Source organism: Nocardioides endophyticus (genome assembly GCF_039543845.1).
GTDB classification, from domain to species: domain Bacteria; phylum Actinomycetota; class Actinomycetes; order Propionibacteriales; family Nocardioidaceae; genus Nocardioides; species Nocardioides endophyticus.
This window is the reverse complement of sequence record NZ_BAABKN010000016.1, coordinates 1-24336: the sequence shown is the minus strand read 5'-3', so window position 1 is coordinate 24336 and position 24336 is coordinate 1. Positions and strand designations below refer to the sequence as shown.

The 24336-nt window shown below is 69.7% G+C and carries 23 protein-coding genes; 7 read left to right on the top strand and 16 right to left on the bottom strand.

The window, feature by feature from the left end; translation table 11 throughout:
* Positions 1-2 precede the first annotated feature (2 nt).
* From ABEA33_RS14580 to ABEA33_RS14535, 10 genes are all read right to left on the bottom strand, one after another.
* Positions 3-266 carry a hypothetical protein gene (locus ABEA33_RS14580; RefSeq protein ID WP_345527532.1) on the bottom strand — a complete coding sequence of 88 codons (264 nt, stop codon included), beginning with the start codon at positions 264-266 and terminating at the stop codon, positions 3-5.
* A gap of 130 nt (positions 267-396) precedes the next feature.
* Positions 397-2640: an amidase gene (locus tag ABEA33_RS14575; protein WP_345527531.1), complete on the bottom strand. Its 2244-nt coding sequence runs from the start codon at positions 2638-2640 to the stop codon at positions 397-399.
* A gap of 43 nt (positions 2641-2683) precedes the next feature.
* A complete protein-coding gene (locus tag ABEA33_RS14570) occupies positions 2684-4240 on the bottom strand; it encodes an amidohydrolase family protein (RefSeq protein WP_345527530.1) in 1557 nt (518 codons plus the stop codon).
* A gap of 886 nt (positions 4241-5126) precedes the next feature.
* Positions 5127-6059 carry an alpha/beta fold hydrolase gene (locus tag ABEA33_RS14565; RefSeq protein ID WP_345527529.1) on the bottom strand — a complete coding sequence of 311 codons (933 nt, stop codon included), beginning with the start codon at positions 6057-6059 and terminating at the stop codon, positions 5127-5129.
* Between the two features lie 75 nt (positions 6060-6134).
* Entirely contained in the window at positions 6135-6335 is a 201-nt protein-coding gene (locus ABEA33_RS14560; RefSeq protein WP_345527528.1) for a hypothetical protein, read from the bottom strand.
* A gap of 23 nt (positions 6336-6358) precedes the next feature.
* On the bottom strand, positions 6359-6721 hold the full coding sequence (locus tag ABEA33_RS14555; protein ID WP_345527527.1) for an MFS transporter: 363 nt from the start codon (positions 6719-6721) through the stop codon (positions 6359-6361).
* Between the two features lie 33 nt (positions 6722-6754).
* Positions 6755-8272: a long-chain-fatty-acid--CoA ligase gene (locus tag ABEA33_RS14550; protein WP_345527526.1), complete on the bottom strand. Its 1518-nt coding sequence runs from the start codon at positions 8270-8272 to the stop codon at positions 6755-6757.
* Positions 8269-9198, bottom strand: coding sequence for a fumarylacetoacetate hydrolase family protein (locus ABEA33_RS14545; protein ID WP_345527525.1), 930 nt, complete (start codon positions 9196-9198; stop codon positions 8269-8271). The genes ABEA33_RS14550 and ABEA33_RS14545 overlap by 4 nt, the downstream gene beginning before the upstream one ends.
* A 40-nt stretch (positions 9199-9238) precedes the next feature.
* Complete coding sequence (locus ABEA33_RS14540; protein WP_345527524.1) at positions 9239-10174, bottom strand: VOC family protein; 936 nt, start codon at positions 10172-10174, stop codon at positions 9239-9241.
* A gap of 1 nt (position 10175) precedes the next feature.
* Positions 10176-11045, bottom strand: coding sequence for a fumarylacetoacetate hydrolase family protein (locus tag ABEA33_RS14535; RefSeq protein WP_345527523.1), 870 nt, complete (start codon positions 11043-11045; stop codon positions 10176-10178).
* Between the two features lie 171 nt (positions 11046-11216).
* Between ABEA33_RS14535 and ABEA33_RS14530 the strand changes: the two genes are divergently transcribed.
* Positions 11217-11906: a GntR family transcriptional regulator gene (locus ABEA33_RS14530; RefSeq protein WP_345527522.1), complete on the top strand. Its 690-nt coding sequence runs from the start codon at positions 11217-11219 to the stop codon at positions 11904-11906.
* A 4-nt stretch (positions 11907-11910) separates the two neighbouring features.
* Here ABEA33_RS14530 and ABEA33_RS14525 read toward each other — a convergent pair whose 3' ends face one another.
* Positions 11911-12708, bottom strand: a complete 798-nt coding sequence (locus ABEA33_RS14525) for an IclR family transcriptional regulator (protein ID WP_345527521.1) — start codon at positions 12706-12708, stop codon at positions 11911-11913.
* 48 nt (positions 12709-12756) lie between these two features.
* Here ABEA33_RS14525 and ABEA33_RS14520 point away from each other — a divergent pair, with 48 nt between their 5' ends.
* Positions 12757-14343, top strand: a complete 1587-nt coding sequence (locus ABEA33_RS14520; protein WP_345527519.1) for an FAD-dependent monooxygenase — start codon at positions 12757-12759, stop codon at positions 14341-14343.
* Positions 14344-14415: 72 nt separating this feature from the next.
* Here the strand turns inward: ABEA33_RS14520 and ABEA33_RS14515 are convergent, their stop codons facing one another.
* Genes ABEA33_RS14515 through ABEA33_RS14505 form a run of 3 tightly spaced genes read right to left on the bottom strand, consistent with a single transcriptional unit; the run spans position 14416 to position 18127 of the window.
* Positions 14416-15435, bottom strand: coding sequence for an ABC transporter permease (locus ABEA33_RS14515; protein WP_345527518.1), 1020 nt, complete (start codon positions 15433-15435; stop codon positions 14416-14418).
* A complete protein-coding gene (locus tag ABEA33_RS14510) occupies positions 15432-16961 on the bottom strand; it encodes a sugar ABC transporter ATP-binding protein (RefSeq protein ID WP_345527517.1) in 1530 nt (509 codons plus the stop codon). Before ABEA33_RS14510 ends, ABEA33_RS14515 begins: the two co-directional genes overlap by 4 nt.
* Positions 16958-18127: a sugar ABC transporter substrate-binding protein gene (locus ABEA33_RS14505; protein WP_345527516.1), complete on the bottom strand. Its 1170-nt coding sequence runs from the start codon at positions 18125-18127 to the stop codon at positions 16958-16960. The genes ABEA33_RS14510 and ABEA33_RS14505 overlap by 4 nt, the downstream gene beginning before the upstream one ends.
* Positions 18128-18291: 164 nt before the next feature.
* Between ABEA33_RS14505 and ABEA33_RS14500 the strand changes: the two genes are divergently transcribed.
* Positions 18292-19437: an acyl-CoA dehydrogenase family protein gene (locus ABEA33_RS14500; protein ID WP_345527515.1), complete on the top strand. Its 1146-nt coding sequence runs from the start codon at positions 18292-18294 to the stop codon at positions 19435-19437.
* 1073 nt (positions 19438-20510) lie between these two features.
* Positions 20511-20942 (top strand): hypothetical protein, encoded by a 432-nt coding sequence (locus ABEA33_RS14495; protein ID WP_345527514.1) that lies wholly within the window; start codon positions 20511-20513, stop codon positions 20940-20942.
* A 37-nt stretch (positions 20943-20979) separates the two neighbouring features.
* Here the strand turns inward: ABEA33_RS14495 and ABEA33_RS14490 are convergent, their stop codons facing one another.
* Positions 20980-21291 carry a hypothetical protein gene (locus tag ABEA33_RS14490; protein ID WP_345527513.1) on the bottom strand — a complete coding sequence of 104 codons (312 nt, stop codon included), beginning with the start codon at positions 21289-21291 and terminating at the stop codon, positions 20980-20982.
* A gap of 289 nt (positions 21292-21580) precedes the next feature.
* On the bottom strand, positions 21581-22525 hold the full coding sequence (locus ABEA33_RS14485) for a helix-turn-helix domain-containing protein (protein ID WP_345527512.1): 945 nt from the start codon (positions 22523-22525) through the stop codon (positions 21581-21583).
* 357 nt (positions 22526-22882) lie between these two features.
* On the opposite strand from ABEA33_RS14485, the gene ABEA33_RS14480 reads away from it, so the two are divergent.
* The 3 genes from ABEA33_RS14480 to ABEA33_RS27480 form a co-directional block, all read left to right on the top strand.
* Positions 22883-23656 carry an alpha/beta fold hydrolase gene (locus tag ABEA33_RS14480; protein ID WP_345527511.1) on the top strand — a complete coding sequence of 258 codons (774 nt, stop codon included), beginning with the start codon at positions 22883-22885 and terminating at the stop codon, positions 23654-23656.
* Positions 23657-23683: 27 nt separating this feature from the next.
* Positions 23684-24280 (top strand): alpha/beta fold hydrolase, encoded by a 597-nt coding sequence (locus ABEA33_RS14475; RefSeq protein WP_345527510.1) that lies wholly within the window; start codon positions 23684-23686, stop codon positions 24278-24280.
* A partial coding sequence (locus ABEA33_RS27480) for a hypothetical protein (RefSeq protein ID WP_425577423.1) occupies positions 24246-24336 on the top strand: 91 nt, incomplete at its 3' end. The genes ABEA33_RS14475 and ABEA33_RS27480, both read left to right, overlap by 35 nt.

The following is a 24336-nucleotide window of genomic DNA, read 5'->3' as shown; positions in this document are numbered from 1 at the left end:
GTTCAGACCGAGTGCGTCGCCATCATCAGGCGCACGACGTCCGTAGCGTCCTTGTCGACCAGACGATCTGGCCTCGCCTCCACCCGCTCGACACGCTCTGCCAGCTTGGCCGACTTGGCGATGAGGAGGGCGCCGGGCCAGCCACCCATGCACCCTCGCAGGCCCGAGGGGTTCACGAGGTCTGCATCCGAGGTCGCGGGCGCCACGCCGAGGTCGATCCCACCGGCGCGCAGGTAGATCGCCGCGGAGCGTGAGCTGCTTCGCATTGGTCACCGTCGGCGAAACGCCAGATCGAGGTCGGCCGCTGGGAGTCGGCGCCCAAACGGACCCACGAGCGACGCCCCGCCCCGAAGGAGTGGGACGGGGCGCCGTCGGGTCGACCCGGTCAAGCGGCAGTCAGCGACGGACCTTCAGACCGGTGCGGTAGGTCGAGGCGGCGAGGTTGCCGCGCGCCGTGGCAGAGGGCCGGAAGCGGATCTGCACGGCGCCGGATCGGGTCAGCTTCCCGGTCCGAACGAGGGCGACCCAGGTCCGGCCGACCTTGCGGACCGGGGCCCGGCCCACGGAGCGCCCACCGACCAGCACGACGACGGTGCCACGCGGCGCGGTGCCGGCCACGGCGGCGAGGCGCATCCGCACCCGGGCCCGCTCGCCGACCGCGAGACCGGACCGGCTCTGGACCCGCAGCGGGACGGTCGCGCGTCCGACCCGAGCGATCACGGACGCCTTCGTGGCCCCGGTTGCGGTGCCGGCGGTCGGCTCGAACGACAGGGTCAGGGTCGTCGCACCGGCCGGCAGCCGGCCGGCCGGGATCTGGACCCGGACGGTGGTCGACGGCGTCTTCGCCGCGACCGCTGCGCTGCCGAGGACGGCGCCGCTGCGGCCGAGCACGCTGAGGCGTCCCTTAGCGAGGACGGCCGAGGTCACGGTCGCGGTCACGGTCGTGGCCCGGCCGTACGTGGCGGTCGTCGCGGTGCCGCTCAGCCCGACCGGCCGGATCGCGTCGGTCGCGAGCTCGGGAACCGAGGCCGGGGGCTTCTGGTGGTCGCCCGTCTTCTCGAAGCCGGCGCCGATGGCGAGGAGGGTCTGTTCGCTGAACGGGGTGCCGAGGAGCTCGAGGCCCATGGGCATGCCGGTGCTGGTGAACCCGGCCGGGACGGTGAGGGCGGGGAAGCCGGTCACGGCCGAGATGCCGCAGTTGCCGCCGGGCTGGCTCTGCCCGATGGGCGCCGCGGTCTGCTTCAGCGTGGGGTAGCCGAGCGCGTCGAGATCATTGACCTCCATCAGCTCGGTGAGCTTGGCCTGGGCGGAGGCGCGCTTCGCGAGGCGTGCGTCGTAGTCGGCGTTGGGAAGCTCGGGCTGGTCCTGCGCACCGGTGAGCAAGTTCTGCACAACCGCGGTGTTCGTGGCGATGATGTCGCTCAGGGTGAGCGTGTCCGCCGGCGCCGTGAGCGCGGCCACCTCGGCTGAGAACGTGGCCCCGGGCTGGGCCAGGTAGTTGTTGAGGTCGCGCCGGAACTCCTGGGCCAGGACGCTGGCGCCAGCGATGTCGGCGACGAGCTCCGGCGACAGGGCGACCTCGACGACCTCGGCGCCGGCATCCTCCAGCTGGCCCACGGCGTCGTCCATGAGCTCGGTGACCGGCTGCTCGGCCTGGGTGGTGCCCAGGTAGTTGGAGTTGACCAGCAGGCCGATCTTCTTGCCCTTCAGCCCGTCGTCGAGCGAGTCGACGTACGACGCCGGAGTCTTGCCGTTCGACTCGGCGGTGATCGGGTCCTTCGGGTCGTAGCCGACGGTGGCGTCGAGCACGATGGCCGCGTCGCGGACCGACCGGACGATCGGCCCACCGGTGTCCTGGGTCTGCGACATGGGGGCGATGCCGTCGCGGCTGGTCAGGCCGAGGGTCGGGCGGAGTCCGACCAGGTTCTGGTGCGTGGCGGGGTAGCGGATCGAGCCGCACGTGTCGGTGCCCATGCCACCCGCGGCGAAGGCCGCGCCGACGCCGGATCCGGTGCCTCCGCTCGAGCCGCCCGGGTTGCGGGTCTGGTCGTAGGGGTTGGTCGTCTGGCCGCCGAGCGAGCTGACGGTGGTGATGCCGTAGGCGAACTCGTGCAGGTTCGTCTTGGCGATCACGATCGCGCCCGCTGCCCGCAGCCGGGCGATCTGGGTGGCGTCGTCGGCCGGCTGGAAGTCCGCCAGGGCCTTCGAGCCGCTGGTGGTCGGCATGTCACCGGTGTCGTAGTTGTCCTTGACCAGGATCGGCACGCCGTGCAACGGACCTCGGACCTTGCCCGCGGCACGTTCGGCGTCGAGGGCGGCGGCCTCGGCCAGGGCCTGGTCGTTGAGGCGGAGGATCGCGTTCAGGCCTGGCTGGTCGCCGTACGGGCCGTCGTACGCCGCGATCCGGGCGAGGTAGGCCTGGACCAGCGCCACGGAGGTGGTGCTGCCCTTCGTGAGAAGAGCCTGGGCCTCGCTGATGCCGAGCCCGACCACGGCCGGCGAGTCGGCGGGGAGGGCAGCGGCGGACGTGGTGGTCGGTTCGGCCGTCGCGGGGACGACGACCGCCGCGACGGCGAGCGACAGGACGCACGCGGCTGCGACACCAGCTGCGACAGCGCGGCGGCGGGAGAGGAGGTTCATGGCTTCCTTCGAGGGACGGGAGAGGGGCGACGGCCGGGAGCCGTCAGAAGGACGGGACCTTGACCGATGCGGGCTTCAGGCGCCCGCCGGCCCTGGTCCGCACGGCGTGCGCGGACGAGGCGGCGTTGCGGACGATCCGCTTGGTGTCGAAGCCGACGAGCTTCCCACCGCGCTTGAGCACCCGGCCGTCGACCATGACGGTGTCGACGTTGGCCGGGGTCGCGACCCGCACGATGGCCGACTCGACGTCGCAGGCCGGCGCCATGTTGAGGTCGTCCTGGCGGATCATGATGAGGTCGGCACGCTTGCCTGGAGTGATCGAGCCGGTGACGTCGTCGATGCCCAGGGCCCGGGCACCGCCCAGGGTCGCCCACTCGATGACGTCCTTCAGGAGCACCGGCGCAAGGCTCGCGGTGTCGGTGCCGACATAGGGGATGCCGAGGTTCCAGGTCAGGTTCATCGACTCGAACATGTTGATCGGCGCGAGCGACGAGGCGTCGAAGGACAGCGAGATGATCAGCCCATCAGCCTTCGAGCGCAGTAGCTGGCCGTGGTAGCCGCCGGCCGTCCCGAGCCGCAGGTCGGAGTGCGGGGCGAAGCTCACCGGAGCACCGGTGCGCTTCATGGCGGCCCGGTCGGCCTCGGTGGCCGGCAGGTTGTGGCAGACCAGGAAGTCGGGACCCAGGTAGCCCTGGGTCTCGAGCTCGGCAGGCTTCACGGCCGTGGTCGGTCCCTGTCCCGAGTGCACGCTGACCGGGATGCCGCGCTCAGTCAGCAGGGCCATCTCCGCCTGGAAGGTCGTGGGGTTGGACGGGCCGCGGACGTTCACCCCGAGGTGCACGACGTCCTCGAACGGCGAGTTCGATCCGAACCACTGGGTCCGCACCCGGTCGATGTCGGCGATGTCGATGAGCTGGGTCGCGGGCTGGCCATCGCGGTGCCCGTACGAGTAGCGCGCACGGACGGCGGCGTCGCGGTGCGCGCGGAGCTCGGCGTCGGCGAACTCGGGCGCCCGGACGTTGTGGGCCCAGTTGTGGACCGTCGTGATGCCCGCGTTCGCCGCCTCGGCCAGGCCGAGGAGGACGCTGTTGTAGAAGTCGCGGGGCTCGTAGGCCGCCACGGTGGCCGACTTGGCGGGGAAGTACTCGAACCCGTCGCTCACGAAGTTCCGGCCCAGCGCACTCCACATGTGGTAATGCGTCTCGACGAAGCCGGGCATCACGATCATCGCGGACGCGTCGATCTGCTCCGCGCCGGCAGCCGTCAACCGGGACCCGATCCGCAGGATCACCCCGTCCTTGACCTCGATGTCGACGTCCTGCTGGTTGCCGACCTCCGGGTCGACCGACACCAGGGCGGCATTCTTGATGAGGTAGTGACCACGGCTGATCTCGCTGGCAGGCCGTACCCGCTTCATTGCGGCTGACTCGGCGTCGGCGTGGGGCACGCGCATAGCCAGCGGAACGACAGCGGCGGTGGCTCCGGCGCCGGCGAACAGCGCTCGACGCGAGACCCGTGAGGCAGGAACCCGGTGGCCGCAGTCGTCGTAGACCGCTTCGGCGGCGTCAGGGGTGTTGTCGGATGGTGAGGAACCCGGCATGGTGAGTCTGCTTTCGTTGAGCTCAGGACGACGGGGACGGCACAGGCCGCCCGACCGCCACCCCTCAGCGCTTCTGGCTACCATCCAGCGCGCGAGCGGACGTTTGCCGCGGAGCGGCTCCGACGCACTCGTCCGATCGTCGTGAGGCGGCAATGACGCTCATGCGACGCTGCACAAGTGATCGGCAACGCTAGGGCCGAAACGTTTCATGGTGTTTTCGCTCTGTCACAGGTAAGTCACAGATTCAGGAACCCTCTTAGGGGTCAGGACAGGCTGGCACTTCCAGTTGCGCCCACATCGAAGGCATGACTCGCGTCCTGAGTGGCACCCGTCCACGGAGAAACGACGAGGGGTGGCGGGGCCCTCGACAACCTCGTCGTTACGGCCGACTGGGCCCCCAGTGTGCCCAGAGTGTGCCCACAGCCGGTCTCGCGCCCGTTCAGCGCGATGCGAACCCGGCCTCCAGAGATCCAGGAGATGCACAAAGCCCCAGGTCAAAGGCCTGACCTGGGGCTTTCGTGTCCTGCGCGCCTGTAGGGATTCGAACCCCAAACCTTCTGATCCGTAGGGAGTCCCTACCGCCTCCTGGCGATACCCCACACCGCATCTGACCTGCGAAAACAGTTCCGATCAATGCCGATCGATCCAGTCGACGTGCCCACAGTGTGCCCGCAATGGAATCCGGCGACCGCACACGCAATGTGATGCCACCGCCACCTGATCCTGCAGCCCATCGTCCTGATCAATTCGCGCGTGTGCGCTTAGGCGCGCAGGGTGCGCGATCGGGCCGGAGGCAAGTAGCCACTGGCGGGTTCGTCCGTTCGAACTTCACGCGACCAGAAACGATCTGTCTGGGGCCGGCGAAGAAGGCGGACGGCGCAGCACCTCAGTCCAGCGTCGCCACCCAGTCCGTCACGACACGCGCGAACAGCGCGGGGTCGAACTGGTGCATCATGTGCAGCGCCTCGGGGTAGTCCTGGTAGTCGCAGCGCTGACCGGCAGCCTGGATCATCCGCTGGGCATGGCGGGCCTGAGGCTCCGAGATCGCCCCGGCCAGGATGCCGCTGTCCGGATCCTCGATGCGCTGGTGATGGGTCAGGAGTACCGGGGTCTTGACCTGCGCCAGCATGACGTCGTGCGGGCAGTTGACGGCCACGGTTCCGTCAAAGAAGGCGCGGGCCCATTCGGGGTCGTACTCCTTCATGAACTGCGGTGGCTGCGTAGGGTCCGGGAACATCTCGGCGGTGACGGCGAAGGGCGAGTTCTTCACCGCCTTTATGAACCCCTCCCAGTCGCCCACCGACCACTGATTGCCGAGGTAGCGATTCCACATCTCGAACATGGGACCGGCGGCCTGCCGGATACCGTGCCCGAACGAGGGCACCAACTCGGAGGCGAAGAGCGGGGCGTCCTCGCAGATAGCCGCCCGGATCTGGCCGGGCATGGCGAACGCCGACAGCCAAGCTGCCATGACCCCGCCGGAGGAGCAGCCGGAGACGACGACCGGACGTCCGATAGCGAGCGAGATGAACCGGACCAGGTCACTGCCGAAGTTGTCGAGGCTGTAGCGCCGCGGGGTCCAGCTACTACGTCCCTGACCGCGCATGTCGACCGCGAAGACGTGGAAGTCGTCCTTTAGGAGGCGGATGGCGTCCTCGTAACCCCACCATGAACCCGTCTGCTCCGGGAGCAGGAGGAGCGCGGGGTTATTCGCCGACCCCTCCTCGACGTAGTTCATCGTGATCTCACCGAGGTCGATCTGCTTCTCGTCGAAGGCGTGGGGGACGAAGACGTCCCGATTGGCGGGGTGAGCGCTCATGACTCTCCTTGGATCGCGGTGGTGACGCCCCTCACTCAATCGAAGGATTTTCGGCATGTCAAGACAATTTCGAATTTAGGGTGGGCTTTCCTGCTCCGCTGGCACAGGCATCCGCCAGGCCGCGAGGGCCGCGCCGAACGTCACGACCGAGAGCGAGGCGACGCCGAGGGTGAAGCTGCCGGTGACCGAGACGAAGGCACCGACCAGGGAGGGGCCAGCGAAGCCGCCGACCTCCCCCACTGTGAAGTAGAGGGCCGCGGTGGCGGCGAGCGCCACAATCTCACCTACGTGGGCGCCCGTCATGTAGATGCCGGACGCAGTCGCGCGGGCACGACCGGTGAAGAGCTCCGCGACCACCTTCGGCAGCCCCACGGACATGACCAGACCACCGAGCCCGAGGAGGGCGACGGCGCCCAACAGTGTCGGGAAGTCGACGGCACCAGCAGCGTGCCGGCGAAGATTGCCCAGCGCACATCGAAGCGGTCCACCAGGTAACCCACCGGCAGCGCCGCCACCAGGTAGGTGAGCTGCCAGGCGCCGAGCACCACCCCCACCTGGGCGTAGCTCAGTGCGAGGTCGGTGCGCACCGTCCCGACGATCGGCGCCAGCGACGCCACAGTCAGGGCGAACGCGAAGTAGACCGACCAGGCGAGCGCGAGCATCGCCCAGTCGGCGTCCTCCGGCTCCGGGCTCAGTCAGGGTTGCACCACGACCGGCTCGGGACGCAGCGCCCTCTTCAGGATCTTCCCCGTCGGCCCCTTGGGCAGGTCGTCGAGCAGCACGATCGTGCGCGGGTACTTGTAGGTGGCGAGCCGCGCGCGGCAGTGGGCCTGCAAGGCCTCGCGGTCGGCGAGTGCCCCGTGCCTGAGCACGACGTACGCCGTCACCTCCTCTCCGAGCCGGTCGTCGGGCCGACCCACCACCGCCGCCTCGGCGACGTCGGGGTGCGCGTAGAGGACCTCCTCCACCTCGCGCGGGTAGACGTTGTAGCCGCCCCGGATGATCAGGTCCTTGATGCGGTCGGCGACGTAGAAGAAGCCATCGGCATCGCGGTAGCCCAGGTCGCCGGAGTGGAACCAGCCGTCCCGGATCGCCTCTGCGGTCGCCTCGGGACGGCCGAGGTAGCCGCGCATGACGTTGTGGCCGCGGATCACGATCTCGCCGATGTGCTCCGGACCGTCGGGCAGGGGGACGCCGTCGCGGTCGACGACGCGCATCTCGACGCCCCAGATGGGCTTGCCGATCGAGCCGACCCGGCGCTGCTCCGCGTCGATGTTGAACGCCGCGCAGCTGCCGGTCTCCGAGAGGCCGTAGCCCTCCAGGACGACGAGGCCGGGGAACTTCTCCTCGACCCCGCGTAGTACCTCCACCGGCATGGCCGCACCCCCGGAGATGCCCCGCCGGAGCGTGCGCGGCAGGCCGGCAGCGGGGTCGCTGTCGAGGAGCGAGATGAACATGGTGGGCACGCCGGAGAAGACCGTGACCCCGTGCCGGCGCATCGCGTCGAGCACGTCCTCAACGACGAACCGACGCAGAATCACCAGCTGAGTGCCGTAGCGGACGGCCACGTTGAGGACGCTCGAGAGCCCGAAGACGTGGAAGAAGGGCAGCACCGCCGTCATCACGTCGTCCGGACCGACGTCGAACAACTCGCCGGCGACCGTGCAGTTGAGGTAGAGCTGCACGTGGGTGAGCTCGGCCCCCTTCGGGCGGCCCGTCGTTCCGCTGGTGTAGAGGATCACGGCGACGTCGTCCGCGGCGGTGGCGTGGGAGACGTCGAGCGCCTCCTCCTCCGGCAGGCGCTCGAAGTCGTCCACGCCGCCGGAGCCCACGACGACCAGCTGGACGCCGAGGCCCGCCACGCCGACGCGCGCCGACGCGAGCGTCGCGACCTCGGTGACGAGCAGTCGCGCTCCACTGTCGCTCACCTGGAAAGCGATCTCGGGCGGAGCCAGCAGCGGGTTCAACGGCACCATCACCAGCCCGGCCTTGAGGATCCCGAAGTAGGCCTCCACGAACTCGACGGTGTTGGGCAGGTGGATGGCGACCCGGTCGCCGGGGCGCAGACCCCGGGCGAGAAGTCCCCGCGCGATCCGGGCGGCGCGGCGCTCGACGGACGCGAAGGTGTGCGACACCTCACCGACCAGCACGAAGGGCCGCTCGGCATGGGTTCGCGCAGCCTCCTCGAGCACTGTCGCGAGGTTGAGGCTCACCGGCCCCGGTCCGAATAGGCGACGATCCTCGAGGTCATCGAGTCCAGCCCCTCGACGGCGATGGTGACGACGTCGCCGGGGCCCAGCGGAGCGTGGGCGTCGAAGCCCTCGCGCCCCCACAGCTCGGCGAGGCAGCCGCCGCCCGATGTCCCCGAACCCAGGACGTCACCAGGACGCACCACGGTGCCGCGACTCGCGTGCGCGACCATCTCCTCGTAGGAGAAGTGCATCGAGGACCACTTGTCCGTGCCGAGCACCTCGCCGTTGATGGTCGCTGTCATCTCCAGGTCGTAAGCCGTGCCCGATCGGTGTGGCGCCAGCTCGTCGGCGGTCACGAAGACGCCACCGAGCGAGAGCGAGGTGTCCTTGCCCTTGGCGGGTCCCAGGCGGATCTGCATCTCGGTGAGCTGCAGGTCGCGGGCGGACCAGTCGTTGAGCAGGCAAAAGCCCGCGATGTGGCCGGCGGCGTCCTCGGCTCGGACGTCGCGACCCTCGCGCCCGATCACCGCCGCGACCTCGAGCTCGAGGTCGAACAGCGTGCAGCCGGGCGGCACCGGCACGTCGTCATGCGGACCGATGACGGCGTAGGGGTTGGTGAAGTAGAACGTAGGGAACTCGTACCACTCCGCCGGCACCCGGCCGTCGGGTCCAGCCAACTTGGCGGTGCCCTCGACGTGCCGCTCGAAGGTCATGAAGTCGCGGACGGTCGGCGGCGCCGGGACAGCCGGCAACAGCCGGGTCTCGTCAAGGTCCAGCACGTCGTACGGGTCCCGGAGCGCAGCGGCCCCCGCCTCGTGCAGGCGCTCACCGTCGTCGCCCAGCAGGCCGAGCAGGGTGGATCCTGGGTGGAGCACGTGGATGCGGCTCTCCTCGAGCACGCCCAGGCGGGCCTCGTCCGCACCCGACCGGAAGCTCACGAACCTCATCGGTCGCCCTGATCCATCCGGACCCGCCCCTGACGCCCGGTCATGAGGCGTGGGACCCGGTCATCAGGGCCGCCAGGTCATCGGGGGCGAGGAAAGACGCTGGGGGCGGCGGACCCCAGTCGTACAGCGCCCTGGCGCCTTCCCAGTCCGACGGCGTCCACAGGGCGTCGTCCACGATGCAGTCGATGTCGGAGTAGTACTCCGAGAAGTTGCCTGCCGGATCCTTGAGGTACCAGAAGAAGTTCGAGCCGATCGCGTGCCGACCCAGGCCCCACACGTGTCGATCGGGGTCCTTCTCCAACATGGCAGCGGCACCTCGCCCCACGTCGTCGACATCGTCGACCTGCCACGAGGTGTGGTGGAGCAGATCGACCGGCGCCGCCTGCACCAGGAGGTTGTGGTGGTCGGAGGAGCAGCGCAGGAAGGCCGCGTGACCACGCACGGTGTCGCTGACCTTGAACCCGATGCCTTCGACGAAGAAGCGCTCCGAGGCGCCTTGGTCGGTCGAGCCGAGGACGACGTGGCCGAGCTTGCGCGGACGCACCCGCGTGCTTCGCAGCACGGAGTCGGCCCGGGCGTTTGCCCGCGCAACCACCCCGGGCGTGTTGTACGCCGGCGCCGGTGTCGGCTCGGAGTGGATGCGGTCGGCCAGCTCGACGCGGACCCGCACCCGGGTGCCGGGGTCGACAGCCTCGACCGAGGTCGCGGTGCGGACCGTGGCGACCTCGAGCCGCTCCAGGGCCCGCGCCACCCGTTCGAGGTCGTCGGGGTCATCGGCGCCGACGCCGAGGTCGATGAGCCGTCTGCGCGGGGCCGGCGCGATGCGCAGTTGCTCCCCGCCGTCGGTCGTGCGGAAGCGCGCAACCCCGTCGGTGGCTGCCGGGTCCGGGGCGAGTCCGAACTCGGCGTAATAGGACGCGGTAGACGAGACGTCGGGCACGCCCATGGTGATGGTGGTCAGCCGGTGCAGTCCCACGTCAGCTCCTTGGCGAATCGCTTGCGACACAGACCTGCCGCAGCTGGCCGATGCCCTCGATCGTCGTCTCGACGACGTCACCGACGTGGAGGAAGCGCGGTGGCTTGCGGGCACCGCCGACCCCGGCCGGCGTCCCGGTGAAGATGACGTCGCCGGGCAGCAGTGGCAGGACTGCGGAGAGGCGCTCGATCAGCGCTGGGATGGAGAAGATCAACCGGTCGGTCTTGCTCTTCTGCACGGTCTCGCCGTTGACACGGCACTCGATGGCCAACGACGTGGGGTCGGCCAACTCGTCGGGCGTGACCAGCCACGGACCCTGCGGGGCGAACCCGACGTACGACTTGCCGAGAGAGAACTGAGGAGCTGGACCCGAGAGCTGCAGGGTCCGCTCGGAATAGTCCTGGCCAACCGTCAGTCCGGCGACGTACGACCAGGCGTCGGCGGCGGCGACCCCCTCGGCGCGAGCCCCGATCACAACGACGAGCTCGGCCTCCCAGTCGACAGTCTCCGCTGGCAGCCGCAGCTCGCCGACCGGGCCGGCGAAGCTGCCGACCCACTTGGTGAAGGTGGGCGGCGTCTCCGGATAGGCCAGCCCGGACTCGTCCGCGTGGTCTTGGTAGTTGAGTCCGATCGCGAAGGTCTGCCGTGGTTCCGGGGACGGGGCGTCGAGCTCGTCCAGGGCGAACGGCTTCCCGTCGGCCGCCGGGTCCAGGGCCGCCTCGGCCGCCCAGGCCCGGAACTCCGCCCACGCGTCCAGGACTTGCGCGGCACGGGGGCCGAAACGGCCGGCACTCGCGTCGGCCACGTCGATGCAGGTCAGAGTCTCCGCCGAGACCACCACGGCTCGACCTGCTCGGGATGCGATGCGCACTCGATTCGCCTTTCAGCTCGCTCGCCGCACAGCCGGCGAGTCCTTCGGCCCTCACCGAACCATCTGCAGTTCGAGATGTCAAACAAGTTTCGAAATTCGAGGATGCCCCGTTTCTCGTGTTCAGATCCGCGGGACTGGGCATACTTTCGAAGTATCACTACCGTGGTTCGCATGCCACCGCGTACCCGTACCGCCACCCCGACGAGAGCCGACCTCGTCCTCGCCGACATCCGCGCCGACATCCTCAACGGGCGGCTCGCGCCCGGGTCGCGGCTGGGATTCGCCGGGCTCGGCGAGCGGTACGACGTCAGCACGGGAGTCCTGCGGGAGGTCCTGCCGCGCCTCGTTGAGCAGGGTCTCGCCACCTCGGAGTCACAGCTCGGGTTCCGGGTGATCGACGTCTCCGTCGATCGTCTGCAGCGTCTGACCGAGGCGCGAGTCGCCCTCGACACCCTGGTCACGCGCGAGGCCATCGCCCACGGCGACCTCGCTTGGGAGGCCGGCGTCGTCGCCACGCACCACACGCTCGCCCGCAGCGGCGGCGAGAACGAGGCGCACGACATCTCCGAGGACTGGATCCTGGCTCACGAAGCGTTCCACGTCGCCATCCTGGGTGGGTGCCCGAACGAGTATCTCGTGGACGCCGCCGTGCGGTTGCGCTCCATCTCGCTGGTCTACCGCGTCTGGTCCGCACCGGCGGCCGAGCGTGCCCACCGCGACGTCGAGCAGGAGCATCGCGAGATCATGGAGTCCGTCGTGGCTCGGGACAGCGATCGCGCGGCCGAGCTGACCGTGGCGCACATCCGCCGGAGCACCGACCTGCTGATCTCCGGGCGACCCGCCGACGCCCCGGTCGCCTAGCACACTACGGGCGGGCGCCCCGAGACGCTGAGGCCGCGTAGGCCCGCGCGATGGCCATGCTGGTCGTGCGGAGCGCCAGACGCTGACCCACCAGGGCACCGCGGGTCGGTGAGACCAGCGAGATCGCGCCGACCGCGTCGACGCGGTTGAGCAGGATCGGCGCCGCGACGGTCGTGATCCATGCGGGCCCGTCGGCCACCGGGTTCGCGGTCGTCACGGAGACGACACCCTGCGTGCGGACCGAGGCCACCAGCTGGCGCACGCGTCGGCGCGCGGCCGCATCACCCGGCGCGGACGCGATCACCGCCTCCTGGAGGCCGGCCGGGGCAAAGGCGAGCAGTGCCAGTCCCACCCCGGTCGCGCCGAGCGGGAGCCGCCCGCCTACCCGGTGGCGCACCGGCGTCGCATCGAGCGCCGACAGTCGTTCGACGAGGACCGCCTGGTCGTCGTCGCGCACCGCCAGGAGGACGTGCTGCCGGGTGACCTGATGCAGGTCCTCCAGGTGCGGCAGCGCTGCCGACCTCAGGCCGTGCCCGCGAGGCGCGAGGGCGGCGACCTCCAGCAAGCGCAGGCCGACGACGTACGCGCCGTCCTCCGATCGCTCCAGAGCACCCTCCTCGACCAACTGTGAGGCCAAGCGCAGAGTGCTGCTCTTGGGCAGGCCCGCCCGCCGTGCCAGCGTGGCGAGGCTCAGCGCTTCACCGGCGCGATCGAAGGCCCCGAGGAGCCTGAAGGCTCGCGCGAGCACCGGTTCCCCGCTCGCGGGACGGCCGGACCTGCGTGCAGCTGGCGTGCCGTTCATCGGAACGCAGCGGGTGTGGCAGCCATCACGCGCCGAACCATATCCGCCATGACTTCTTCTGTGTCCACACCCGTCTCCGCCGTCGAGGTAATCGTCATCGGCGGCGGACCCGCCGGCCTCGCTACCGCGGCCGAGCTGGCTCACCACGGCGTCCGGAGCGTGCTCGTCGAGCCGCGCACCGAGGTCTCCCACACCCGACCCCGCGCCAAGACGACGAGCCCCCGCACCATGGAGCTCCTGCGGCGCTGGGGGATCGCCGATGCCGTGCGGGACCGCGCGCCCCTGGCTCCGGGATGGAACCGTCGGGTGGTGTTCTGCGATCGCCTCGACGGAGCCGCGATCACCGAGTTCCACGGCGTGTTCGGTCTCAGCGACGGCCCGCACGAGCTGTTCGCCGAGTCCGGCCAGCAGGTCGCGCAGCCGATCGTCGAGGAGGTGCTGCGCGAGCACCTGCGGGCGAGCGGCCTGGTCGAGCTGCGCTGGGGCGAGAGAGCGACCTCGGTGGTCGAGCTGCCCGATGAGGTCCTCGTGACCCTCGAGCGTGCCGACGGCACCCCAGCCGAGCTGCGCGCGCCGTACGTCGTCGGCGCGGACGGCGGCTGGAGCGTCGCCCGGAGCGCGATCGGAGCGAAGCTCGAAGGCACCTCGGCCCCCGCGGCCAACCTGAACGCCGTCTTCCGCTCCCGCGCGCTGCGGCCGGCGATGGGCGAGGCTCTGCACTACTGGGTCATCGGGACCGAGACGCCCGGGGCGGTCGGACCTCTCGATCGAGACGGGCTGTGGTGGGCCGGCCTCGCCGGGGTGGGCGACCGGAACGATCCGGTCCTGGCGGCCGCTCTGATCAGGGAGCTGGCCGGCGTCCCGGTCCCGGACCTGGAGGTACTGTCCACCGATCCCTGGACCCCGCGCATGCTCCTCGCGGATCGCTTCGCCAGCGAGCGCGTCTTCCTCGTCGGCGAGAGCGCCCACCTGAACCCGCCGTTCGGTGGGCATGGCTTCAACACCTGCGTTGGTGACGCGGTCAACGTTGGCTGGAAGCTTGCCGCAGTGCTGCAGGGCTGGGGCGGGCCGAACCTCCTCGCGACCTATGAGGTCGAGCGGCGCCGGATCGCGGAGCAGACGATCGCGTCGGCCACCACGAACCTGCGCGCCAGCGGCCACGAGCTGGCGCGGACCGCGGACGCGCTGCAGCGCACCAAGGCGGAGGAGTTCTACTCCCTCGGCCTGACCCTTGGCTATGGGTACGCCGGGTCACCGATCGTCGCGGGCGCCGAAGCAGAGCCCCCGATGGATGCCACGACGTACGTCCCCTCCACCCGACCGGGCGCGCGGCTCCCCCATGTGTGGCTGGACGCGCACACCGCCCTCTACGACCGGCTGGGGCGGGGGCTGACGGTGCTCCACCCGGGCACCGGACCGGCTCCCGCCGCTCTCGAGAGGTTCCGCGCCGCAGCGCGGACCCGGGCCGTGCCGTTGGAGGTCGTCGCCCGTGATGACGACGGGCTAGGCGCCGACGAGGTCCTCCTGGTCCGACCCGACCAGCACATCACGTGGCGCGGAGACCTCGAAGGCCTCGTGGCTGAGCTGCTGGACACCGCCACCGGGTACGACAGGAGCCGGGTCACGACCGGCTGAGCAGTCCCGTCGACGCAAGCGGCCGGCCCGTCCGGGAATGGACGGGCCGGCCGGTGGCAGAGCTAGGTGCTCTCAGGACACTGCTACCCGACGCCGTACGACGGCGGCGACACTCACGGCCAGAACGAGACCGCCACCGTAGAAGACGTCCTGCACCCAGCCGCTGAAGCCGAGCAGCTGCAGGCCGATGATGCCGGTCGCCAGGAAGTAGATACCGACGAAGGTGCCGACCGGGTTGAACTGTCCCGGCAGGACCACGGCTGTGCCCAGGAAGACCGCGGCGAGCGAGGGCAACAGGTAGACCGACGAGCCCACGGGGTCGAATCCGCCGACACTGGCGACCAGGACGATCCCCGCCAGGCCGGCCAAGGCACTGGCGACCAGGTAGCTTCCCGCCCGGATCCGGGCGACATCGATGCCGGCCAGGCGGGCAACGTCACGGTTGGCGCCGACGAAGATCACGTGCCGGCCCAGCGGCGTGTACGCCAACACGTAGGCGAAGACCAGGCACGCACCCAACCCGTAGTAGAAGGACAGCGGCATGCCGAGCACGCGGTGCAACGCGAGGTCGCTGAAGGCCTCGTGGGAGATCGAGACGATCGTGGAGGAGGCCACCAGCTGAGCCAAGCCGAGGTAGAGGCTGGCCGTCCCCAGGGTGACGATGAGCGACGGCACCTCGAGGACCACCACGAACAAGACGTTGAGCAGTCCGCACGCCAGTGCCGTCGCCATCGCGATCAGGCAGCTGAGCACGATCGGGACGCCGTGCAAAGCGGTGAGGACCGGAACGAGGGTCGCCGACATCCCCATCACGCTCGCGAAGGACAGGTCGAACTCGCCCGCGACGAACGTGCTCAGGGCGGCCAGGGCGAGCAGCAGCAGCGCGGACTGCGAACCCAGGATGGCCTGGACGGTCGAGGTGGTCATGAACGTCGTCGGCATCAGGATCGAGTAGACGACGATGAGCAACGCCCACACACCGATCAGCGCGTAGCGCGACAGGAAGGCACCGCGGCGACGGGCCCGAGCCGGCGCGGTCGCGTCGACGGTCTCGGGACCGACGGTCTCGGCCTGGTCGTGCTGAACGGTCATGATCGTTCCTCCGTGTAGGTGGCGAAGACGTGGTCGAGCAGGACTGCGGAGTCGGTCGAGCTGGTCTCGACCAGGTCGCCCTCCGACGTGCAGACGAGGACGCGGTCGCAGACGGCCGCGAGGTCGTCTGCCTCGCTGCTGACGACCAGGACGCTCGCACCGTCGTCGGCGGCCGCGGAGATCCGGGCGAGGATGTCGCGCCGCGCGCCGACGTCCACGGCCTGGGTGGGCTCGTGCAGGACGAGCAGCACCGGCTGGGCCGAGAGCCACTTCGCCAGCAGCGCCTTCTGCTGGTTGCCGCCGCTGAGCTCTCGTACGAGGGCTCGCGGTGCCGCCGGGCGCACGCCGTGGTCGCGGATGGCGCGCGCGGCCTGCCGGTCCCGCCACGACCGGCTCAGGTAGAACCGCGACCGTGACCCCAGCCGAGGAAGGGTCACGTTGTCCGCCACCGACAGCTCGAGAGCGAGGCCGTCGCGATCGCGCCGCTCCGGGACGAGGACGATGCCGGCGCGCAGCGCATGACGCACGCCGGCGCGGGTCAGGTCCACGGAGTGCTCGCCGACCTGGGCAGTGCCGGCACGGGCGGCCCGGGCACCGGTGAGGAGCAAGGGGATCTCCTCATATCCGCTGGCGGGCGCGCCGGTGATGCCGAGCACCTCTCCGCGGCCTATCTCGAACGCCGCCTCCCGGACGTGGGCGCCCGTCAGGCCCTCGACTCGGACCCGCGGGACGTCGTCGGCGGGACGTGCCCGAGTGCCGCGGCGGAACTCGTCGACCGCGTCGCCCAGCATGGCCCGCGCGATGCGAGCCTCGGAGATCGGCTCGACCGTGACGCCGAGGTCCGCGCTGACCCGGCCGTCGCGCAGGACCGTGACGCGACCAGGGAGGGACTGCAGCTCGCTCATGCTGTGGCTGATCAACAGGATCGAGGAGCCCGTCTCAGCGAGGCGACGCAGCAGGGTGTGGGCGCGCTCCAGGTCGGCGCCGCGCAGCAACCGCGTCGACTCGTCCAGGACGATGAGGCCGCCGCCGGGTGCGTGGTCGCGCAAAGCTCGGGCGATCGCGACCTCCGCCCGCTCGGCGGCCGTAAGCTCGCCCACCACCGCGAGTGGCGACACGTCGGCACCGATGCGCTCCAGCGTCCGGGCCGCCAGGCGGTCCCGACGACGCCGGTCGATCCGGCCGTGGCGGGTCGGGAAGCCGCCGACGCACACGTTCTCCGCGACGGTGAGGTGATCGAGGAGTCCGAGGTCCTGGTGGACGACCGCGATGCCGGCTGCGTGCGCCGCCGTCCAGCGCACCGGGAGGTCCAGAGGCGCACCGTCGACCCTGATCGTCGAGCCCGGGTCAGGGCGATGGACACCGGTGAGGATCTTGATGAGGGTCGACTTGCCCGAGCCGTTCTGACCAGCGAGTCCGCGGATCTCCCCGGGGCCGACGACGAGGTCGACCTCGGAGAGCACGCGGTGCTGGCCGAACGTCTTCGAGATGCCCAGCATCTCCAGGCGCGGGGACGCACTGGTCACTGGGCGCCCCAGGCCTCGAGGAAGCCGTCCTCGAAGGAGTCGTCGCCGTACCAGTCGTGGGACGCGTAGCCTTCGGGGGTGAGATCGAGCGCCTGCACGTTGTCCGTGGTGAACAGCCGCAGGACCGACGAGTCGGTCGCCGGCGTGCCGCCGGTCATCATCCGCAGGATGCCGTCACCGAAGCGCCACCCGGCGTAGACGAGGCTGTAGCCCGCATCGGCGATGAGGTGCCCCCCGGCCTCGACGTCCTGCAGCCCGGCGAGGTCGGCGCCGGCTGTCGCGAACTTGAGCCGGTCGATCGCCCCGGCCGACTGGGCCCCGCTGACCGCGGGTGATGTGGCGGGGTCGACCTGGGTGAGCACGTAGTCGATGGACGGATCCTTGATGAGAGCCGCGCTCACCTGCGAGGGCAGCTTGTCCAGCGACGCCGTCGCGTACTCGATGCGGGTCACCGCGCATCCCGGGCAGGTGTCCTCGAGGTAGGTCACGGCGCGGTCGCCGACACCGGACACGTTCGGGGAGTCGTTCGGGCCGATGTACAGGACGTTTCCCGTACCATCGCTGTCGACGATGATCGCGCTGGCCGCGAGCTGCTCGGACAGGTCCTGGTCGGGCGCGGTGTCGTCGAAGGCCAGCATCGGCGAGTTCGACACGCCCTCAGGCGCGGCGGCGCCCGCCACCAGGACCGGGATGCCCTCGTCCACCAGTCGATCGATCGCCGTGCTCACGAGCCCGTAGTCGACGTACGCCGTGACGACCGCGTCGGCGCCGCTCGTCCCCGCCTGCTCCAGGCACGCCGCGATCGCGTTCGGCACAAACTTGCCGTCGCAGATCTGCACGTCGATCCCGATGCGGGAGAAGGCGTCGTCCATCGCCTCTCCGAAGAGGCGGAGCCCGGGTACCGCGGCACCGATGGGGACGAACCACACCTTCTTTCCCTCGAGGTCCGTCACGTCACCGTCGATCGGCGTGATCTCCGGGTAGCTGGTCGCGGCCGGCGTGTACTTCTCGACCATCGCACGAGCCGCGTCGACCGTGGACTGCTCCGTACTGCCCTCCCTGCGGGCTTCCGATTCGCCGGCACCGCAGGCGGTGGCGACGAGCAGCAGTGCCGCGACGACGCCGATCGCGGCCCCTCGGGTTCCAGGCTTCCAGTGAAGGCTCATGTCGTTCTCTCTCTCGACCGCGCCTGGGGCTCCCGGGTGCCGATCAGGCGACTGCGCGCGCCGGTGTGACGCTCGTCTCGCCAGCACATTATTCGACATTAGGCGCACGTCAATAGATTCATGCATAATTTCGACATCTTCCATCACCCACTTTCAGGAGTCCCGTGCAGCGTGAGATCTACGACGAGGACCACGAGGCGTTCCGGGGCTCGGTCAAGGAGTTCCTGGACCGGTCGGTGACGCCGTACGTCGAGACGTACGCCGCCGAGAAGGCCATCCCGCGGGAGTTCTGGCTGGAGGCGGGCAAGCAGGGCTTCCTCGGCCTCGAGGTGCCCGAGATCTACGGCGGCTCGGAGGCCGGGGACTACCGGTTCAACGCGGTGCTCTTCGAGGAGCTCTCCAAGGTGAACGCCGCGCTGGCGTCCTGCGCCGGCATCCACGCCGACATCACCGCGCCGTACCTCGTCGAGCTCGGCACCGACGAGCAGAAGCAGCGCTGGCTGCCCGGCGTGGTGTCCGGCGAGATCCTGCTCGCGATCGGCATGACCGAGCCCTCCGGCGGCTCCGACCTCGCCGCGCTGAAGACGACCGCCGTCCGCGACGGCGACGACTGGGTCATCAACGGATCCAAGACGTTCATCACCAACGGCTACTCCGCCGACCTGGTGCTCGTCGCCGCCCGCACCTCGCCCGAGAAGAAGGCGCGCGGCATCACCCTCTTCGCGATCGACACGACGCTGCCCGGCTTCAGCCGCGGCCGCAAGCTCGACAAGGTCGGCCAGGACGAGTCCGACACTGCGGAGCTGTTCTTCGAGAACGTCCGGGTCACCGACGCCGAGATCGTCGGCGAGCTCGACGGCGGCTTCATCCACATGATGCAGAAGCTCCCGCAGGAGCGGCTCGGCTGCGCGATCAGCAACGTGGCCCACGCCAAGCAGATCCTCGAGGAGACGGTCCAGTACGCGAAGGATCGCAAGGCGTTCGGGCAGTCGATCGGCAACTTCCAGCACAACAAGTTCCTGCTCGCCGAGCAGGTCACCGCGATCGAGGTCGCCGAGGCGTTCATCGACAAGTGCGTCGTCCAGCACGCCGCCGGCGAGCTCACCCCCGTCGACGCCGCCAAGGCCAAGTGGTGGAGCTCGCAGGTCCAGAACGACGTCCTCGACCACTGCGTCCAGCTGCACGGCGGCTACGGCTTCATGAACGAGTACCGCGCCGCCCGCGCCTGGCGCGACGCCCGGGTCTCGAAGATCTGGGCCGGCTCGAACGAGATCATGAAGGAGCTCATCGGCCGCGACCTCGGCCTCTGATCGCGACCTTCGAAACGTCTGCCTGGCACGCATGCTGCGGACTCCCGTTCGCATGCCAGGACGCTCACCGGCTACCTCGCGCGCGCCGCTCCCCGCTCCACATTCTCGACCCACACACCTCTTGCACCACAGGTGGTGGTGAGCGTCCGTACGAAAGTCCGGCCGGCCTTTCTGGCCGAACCTGCGACCCGTCGACGCAGCCCGCGAGGCGGGTTCAGCGCGTCGAGGAGCCGGACGAGCGCGCGCAAGGTCGGGTCCCAGCGCGGGTCCGTCGTGAGCTCGCCGCGGCGGGCTGACTCGGTCAGCGCCTCCAGCACCCGACGGCACGCCGTCGATGATGCGATCACCTCCGCGACGCAGGCACCGAGGCTGTGCGTCAGCTCCGGGCGGGACCACCTCGACGACCTTCACCGCGATCGCGCCGTTCGCCGCTGCGCGACGCTCCTCGTAGGCGGCTCGCCGGCAGCGCTGGGAGCACCAGATCCTGGGCCCACCGCCTCCGGACGGAGGCAGCGGCTGATGACAACGCGGGCAGGTCGCGGACGAAGCTGACGCCTGGGACATGGACTCAGTCAGCGCGACCCGACGGTCGGCGGACCGTTCGTTTGCTCTGCCTGTGAAGAGAGCGAGCGTTGTCCACTGGTGAGCGGCTCGGCGCCTCACCACGCGATCCGACCATCCTCACCACCGTGCACCGCAGACTCACCACTCCGGACGCGACCGATCCACGGCTTCCGGCGTTGCTTCTGATGAGTGCCGGGCCTGCCCGCTGCTCGCGTCCTGCCCGGCTCAGGTCAACGACCCAGCCCGCGGAGGAACGTATCTCCAGCTACCCGATCACGACCGACGCCGACAGCTCGCTCCTCGCCCCCGGAGGGCACGGGGTGCCGGACGAGCCGCTCATCGACATGCAGGCGCTGGCCGCCTGGCTCTCCGTCAGCGAGTCGACCGTTCGCAAGTGGACCGCCAAGGGACCCCGGCACCGGCCTCGTCCCTACCTTCATCCGCGTGAACGGCCAGATCCGCTTCCGCCCGTCCGACGTCCGCGCCTTCCTCGTCGCCAAGCAAGTCCAGTGACCACCTGGGGCGTCTACGCCATCAAAGTCCAGACCGCCGACGAGAGGACGGTCGCCGACAACGACAGACGCGCTCGGCGCTGGCAAGTCCGCTGGCGCGTGAACAACGAGCTGAAGAAGCGCACCTTTCGGGCAAAGGGCCACGCCCGCACATTCCACGACCACCTCATGCGCGCCAAGCTCATGGGCTGGGACGCCGACGAGCGCGGTTGGCCGCCCGATCCCGCACGTGAGGTAACGGAGCCGCTCACCGTCGATTCCGGATCGACGTCCACGTCCGCGGTCATCTCATCAGGGCGCACCTTCTCGTCGTATGGCGACGAGGTGTGGTTGGCCGATCATGGGCCCGACCTTCGGCGACAAGAACATGCTTGGGCACCGCCGCAACATGCGGGCCGCGGTCGACCTGCTCGTCTACAAGACCGGTGATCCCCGCTGCACGCACTCCGCGGCCGAACCCGGCGAATCAATCCTTCTGGAGCACCTGACAGCCGACGATCTCAGGCTGGCGCTCGTCGCCCGACGTTCCGTGAACGACCGAACCCGTGCGGTCAACGACCGGCGCCTCGCTGCCGCCATCGCTCGCGGCGAGACCGACATCGACCGACCCGGTCCAGGCCTCCGCCGCCACCGTCCGGGCCTTCTTCGTCACCTTAGCGATGATCGTGAAGGCCGCCTGCGAACGCGTCTTTGCCGGCACTTCGATGGCCGCCCTCGCCGCCATGCTGCCCAAGACGCTCCGCAAGGCCGCCATCACCCACTGGCTCGACGCCGGCATCAGTGTCTACCTCGCTTCCGATTGGGCCGGCCACAGCACCGACGTCGCCGAGCTCTACTACGCAGGTCGAGCCGACACGACCTACGCGAGAGAGGTCGCGCTCCTAAGCCAACGGTCGAGACGTGCCGAGACTCGTGGGTAGCTCAATTCGCCGGCTGTCGGTGTACACGCCCTAGGCGCACTCACATGCCGATGTCCGGGCGCTTCGCCGCACGGGCTGCCCTCGGGCTTCCTGCTTTCAGAGGGTCGCGAGGGACGCGTGACTGGAACCGACGCCCGCTTTGCTGGTTCAAAGCTGACGGTGGAGTGCTTGCCACTCACTCGGCGACAGCCCGTATGTCTCGCGGAACCTTCGTGCGAAATGTGATGTGCTGGAGAATCCCCAGCGCCGTGCAAGCGCCGTGATGGAGAGTCGGGCCGAAGTGGCCCGGGCAAGTTCCTCGTGGGCGCCTGCGAGACGTTCGTTGATGATCCACTGCTCGAGGTGCAGGTCGGCCTGCGCACAAGTCTTGTACAGGTGCCGGACGGACACGTGGTTCGCAGCTGCGATGGTATGAGGGTCGAGATCCCGGTCGGTCAGGTGCTCGCGGACGAACTCCTTGACCTGAAGCAGAAGGGTGTCGCTTGCGGACTCGCGGCTGAGGCGGTCGTCGTCGGTGACGCTCGCGATGAGGGCCCGGGCGAGGGCGACGGTCGCGGTGCCCAGTGATGCGGCTGCAACGGGGTTGATGCCGGCGGCTACTTCGCGGACTTCCGCCATGTGCCGGTTGAACAGTGGTGCGAGCGGGCTGTCGCCGATGTGCTGCAGGGCGGGGGTCGCGAGCCGCGTCGGGACGCCGAGGAGGTCGTGGGGCACCTTGGCGGTGGTGGTCCAGGTGTCGGTGACGTGGTGAACGTAAGGCTGGGTCAGGTCGGTGCCCCAGATGCCTGATGGTCGGACGGGCATGTCGCGGTCGTCCTGGTGGTGCGCGCCGCGGCCCTTGAGACCGCACGTGATGAGGTACGTCGGCTCGCTGTCTTCGGCCCTCCCCGTGCGTCGCAAGGTGTGCGCTGAGCAACGGGCGTCGATGACCTCGACACCGCCTCCCAGGTCCCATGCGTGCATCCGTAGGTGGACACTCTCTCCGCCGCGAGCAGGCGCCATGAACGTCGCCGAGGCGGCGCTGGTGATGGCGTCGTGGATGGCGCCATAACGCTCCCGGGTGGGCAGTGTGGCGCTGTCGAAGATGAGCACGACGACCCCCTGCGACGTCTGGGGATGGGCAGAGCAGGACCCGAGATTCCCGTCCCCACGACTGTATCGGAGGCCCTGAGCCTGGGGATGCACAGAAATCGTCCCTGAGTGCCCGATAGCCCACGCAACGGTTTCCACCCGGCACGCCGAAGTTCGACTGTCGTCAGAACCAGTACCGGCCGGACCCGACTCGGCCGTCCCCGGACGCCAGGAGCTCTGATGTTCACGACACCCCGCTCGCGCACGAGCGCTCTTCTCGCAGTGCCCATCATGTTGTTCACGTTGCTGGGGGCGACCGCTGTAGCGTCCACCCTGCCTTCGAGCAGCCCGGGTCCTGCGGCATCGCCGGCCTCATCGGTGTCTGTGGCAGCGCTGAGCTCCCCAGAGAACAGCCCGACGAGCGCACCCGCCAGCCGCAGCAAGAAGCCCACCGTCGTCCTGGTCCACGGCGCGTTCGCCGACGCGTCCGGCTGGAACGACGTGATCGCCCGCCTGGCCGCCGACGGTTACACCGTGTATGCACCCCCGAACCCGTTGCGTGGCCTGACTTCCGACGCCGAGTACCTGCGAACGTTCCTCTCCACCATCACAGGTCCCGTCGTGCTCGTCGGCCACTCCTACGGCGGCGCCGTCATCACCAACGCTGCGAGCGGCAACCCGAACGTCAAGGCTCTGGTCTACGTCGCCGCGTACGCGCTGGCCGAGGGCGAGAACGTCGCGGCGGCCAACGAGCTCGGCGGCGGGCACTCCACCCTTCTCGATCACATCGTGGTCCGCCCCTACCCCGGAGCCCCCGAAGGAGACGGCGACGTGTACGTGAACCCCCGCTCGTTCCGCAACATCTTCGCCCACGACCTCCCGGGGTCCCAGACCACCGCGATGGCCGCGGGACAACGTCCCGCAACGTTCGGTGCCTTGGTCACGCCGTCCGGTCCACCGGCGTGGAAGACCATCCCGTCGTGGTACCTGCGAGCCGGGGACGACCACCTCATCCCGCCGGCCGCCCAGGCCGCCATGGCCAAGCGCGCAGGCGCCTGGACCCGCACCATCCGCAGCTCCCACGTCGCGATGATGAGCCACCCCAGAACCACGACCAAGGTCATCCTCCGCGCCATCCACAGCACCGACTGACCAAGCCGACCTGAGATGAGCACGGTCATGAACGCCATCCTCACCGACGACGGCACCGAGATCTTCTACAAGGACTGGGGCACCGGCCGCCCGGTCGTGCTCTCCCACGGCTGGCCCCTGCACTCCGACAGCTGGGAGGCCCAACAACGGCAGCTGGCCGAAGCCGGCCACCGGGTCATCGCCCACGACCGCCGCGGCCACGGCCGATCTACCCAGACCTGGGACGGCAACGACATGGACACCTACGCCGACGACCTCGCCTGCCTGCTCACCACCCTCGACCTGTACGAGGTGACGCTGGTCGGGTTCTCCACCGGCGGCGGCGAGGTCGTCCGCTACCTCAGCCGACACGGCTCGGAACGGGTCCGCAAGCTCGTCCTGGTCTCCGCCGTGCCACCCATGATGCTGCGCACCGACGACAACCCCGACGGCCTACCAGTTGGGGTCTTCGACGACCTCCGCGCCGGAGAGGGGCGAATTCAATCGGTTGTTGCAACTGGACTGATTCTGGAAGAGGTTGCGGGTCATGCCTGGTGCGCGGTTGACGGTGGAGCAGCGGAGGACGATCGAGCGGGGGTATCGGCTGGGGTTGTCGCAGGACCTGATCGCTTTGATGATCGGTAAGCACAAGTCGACGGTGTCGCGGGAGCTGGCGCGGAGCTTCTCGGCGCCGGGTTCGC

Excerpts from the sequence above, each read along its gene's own strand:
- ABEA33_RS14580 (WP_345527532.1), bottom strand. The coding sequence starts at position 266 with ATGCGAAGCAGCTCACGCTCCGCGGCGATCTACCTGCGCGCCGGTGGG.
- ABEA33_RS14575 (WP_345527531.1), bottom strand. The coding sequence starts at position 2,640 with ATGAACCTCCTCTCCCGCCGCCGCGCTGTCGCAGCTGGTGTCGCAGCC.
- ABEA33_RS14570 (WP_345527530.1), bottom strand. The coding sequence starts at position 4,240 with ATGCCGGGTTCCTCACCATCCGACAACACCCCTGACGCCGCCGAAGCG.
- ABEA33_RS14565 (WP_345527529.1), bottom strand. The coding sequence starts at position 6,059 with ATGAGCGCTCACCCCGCCAATCGGGACGTCTTCGTCCCCCACGCCTTC.
- ABEA33_RS14555 (WP_345527527.1), bottom strand. The coding sequence starts at position 6,721 with ATGCTCGCGCTCGCCTGGTCGGTCTACTTCGCGTTCGCCCTGACTGTG.
- ABEA33_RS14545 (WP_345527525.1), bottom strand. The coding sequence starts at position 9,198 with ATGAGGTTCGTGAGCTTCCGGTCGGGTGCGGACGAGGCCCGCCTGGGC.
- ABEA33_RS14530 (WP_345527522.1), top strand. The coding sequence starts at position 11,217 with ATGCCACCGCGTACCCGTACCGCCACCCCGACGAGAGCCGACCTCGTC.
- ABEA33_RS14525 (WP_345527521.1), bottom strand. The coding sequence starts at position 12,708 with ATGAACGGCACGCCAGCTGCACGCAGGTCCGGCCGTCCCGCGAGCGGG.
- ABEA33_RS14520 (WP_345527519.1), top strand. The coding sequence starts at position 12,757 with ATGACTTCTTCTGTGTCCACACCCGTCTCCGCCGTCGAGGTAATCGTC.
- ABEA33_RS14515 (WP_345527518.1), bottom strand. The coding sequence starts at position 15,435 with ATGACCGTTCAGCACGACCAGGCCGAGACCGTCGGTCCCGAGACCGTC.
- ABEA33_RS14505 (WP_345527516.1), bottom strand. The coding sequence starts at position 18,127 with ATGAGCCTTCACTGGAAGCCTGGAACCCGAGGGGCCGCGATCGGCGTC.
- ABEA33_RS14490 (WP_345527513.1), bottom strand. The coding sequence starts at position 21,291 with ATGCCGGCGTCGAGCCAGTGGGTGATGGCGGCCTTGCGGAGCGTCTTG.
- ABEA33_RS14475 (WP_345527510.1), top strand. The coding sequence starts at position 23,684 with ATGAACGCCATCCTCACCGACGACGGCACCGAGATCTTCTACAAGGAC.